This is a genomic window from Brevibacillus sp. NRRL NRS-603 (genome assembly GCF_003013445.1).
Lineage (GTDB): Bacteria > Bacillota > Bacilli > Brevibacillales > Brevibacillaceae > Brevibacillus > Brevibacillus formosus.
Map to the genome: position 1 here is coordinate 1 of NZ_PXZN01000065.1, position 1,202 is coordinate 1,202.

The following is a 1,202-nucleotide window of genomic DNA, read 5'->3' on the forward strand; positions in this document are numbered from 1 at the left end:
ATTTTTAATTTGTACGTTTGTTAGCTGGGAAATCTATTTTGCCCCCATTCAAGTTAGTCTAAGTGGGACGATATTGCCACTGATCACAAGCGTTGTCCTTTACACCAAGCTCATGTCCAAAATACGCAGATTGTACTTGCTGAGTGCGCTGGCAACGGCCCTTTTGCTATTTTGGCTACGCTGGCTGTTTTTTACCGATCCGATCTTGCTATTTTGGGATGAGCGGATCATCGTACCCGCTGTTGGAGTCAGTACGATTTTTTTGATGAGCAGAACGAATTTGGGACAGCTGTTTCAGCTCATGCTCTCCCTGCCTCTCGCAGATGCGATACATTCGCTATATTTTTGGAAATTGTCGGGTTCCTGTCAGTGGGGATCGGAATATGCACAAGATCTGCTGTGGAGTAGCCTATCACTATGGACACTCGTCAGCATAGTCTGGTCTGCGATTCGGCGTATCCTTGGTAGAACTGAAACAGAGTCTTCCCATTCCGATACGGGTAGGTGACGCTAGGGTGTTGAAGGGATTGCTTGCTTATGATTATGTTTTTCCGTTAGTTCTGGGTTTCCTATTCGGCATAATGTGCCGGATTCATCTTTTGCGAACAGATTATCGACAATATCCAACCTATCCCCACGGAAAAATTATTCACGTTTCGCTTGGGGTGATCGCATCTGCGCTCGGAGCGCTAGCGATTCCAGCGCTGCTCAAGGAGAATTACACGGCAGTCACATTTTTGACGTTGGCTGCTCAACAATTCCGCGATGTCAGGAACATGGAACGCACTACGCTCAACGAGATCGATAAGCAGGAGCTGGTGCCCCGTGGCGGCCCCTATATCGAAGGAATCGCAATGGTGTTTGAAGGACGCAATTACATGGTCATGTTTACCTCTTTGGTGGCAACGACGGCTACCATTCTCTTTCATTGGTGGGGGGGTATCATTGCAGGTGTCATCGCCTTGTTGATTTCTCGCAAGCTGCGCTCTGGAAAAACACTATCGCTGATTGCAGAGATTGAGCCCGGGGAAGTGAGAATGGAAGGAAAAGACTTGTATGTAAACGACATTTACATCATGAACGTCGGGTTGGCAGATGCCCAAGAGATCATTCGTCAGCAAGGCGTTGGTTTTATCCTGACACCGAGGGATGCCAATGCCAAGGTCACGATTGCCCACCCAGGACAGCGGCAAGCGATTTTG

2 protein-coding genes are annotated in these 1,202 nt (G+C 48.3%); both read left to right on the plus strand.

Going from position 1 to position 1,202, the window contains the following annotated elements; translation table 11 throughout:
* A partial coding sequence (locus tag C7R94_RS27305) for a YphA family membrane protein (protein ID WP_106785738.1) occupies positions 1 to 508 on the plus strand: 508 nt, incomplete at its 5' end.
* Between the two features lie 7 nt (positions 509 to 515).
* Positions 516 to 1,202, plus strand: a 687-nt coding sequence (locus tag C7R94_RS27310) for a YIEGIA family protein (protein WP_106785739.1), incomplete at its 3' end; no start/stop codon positions are given.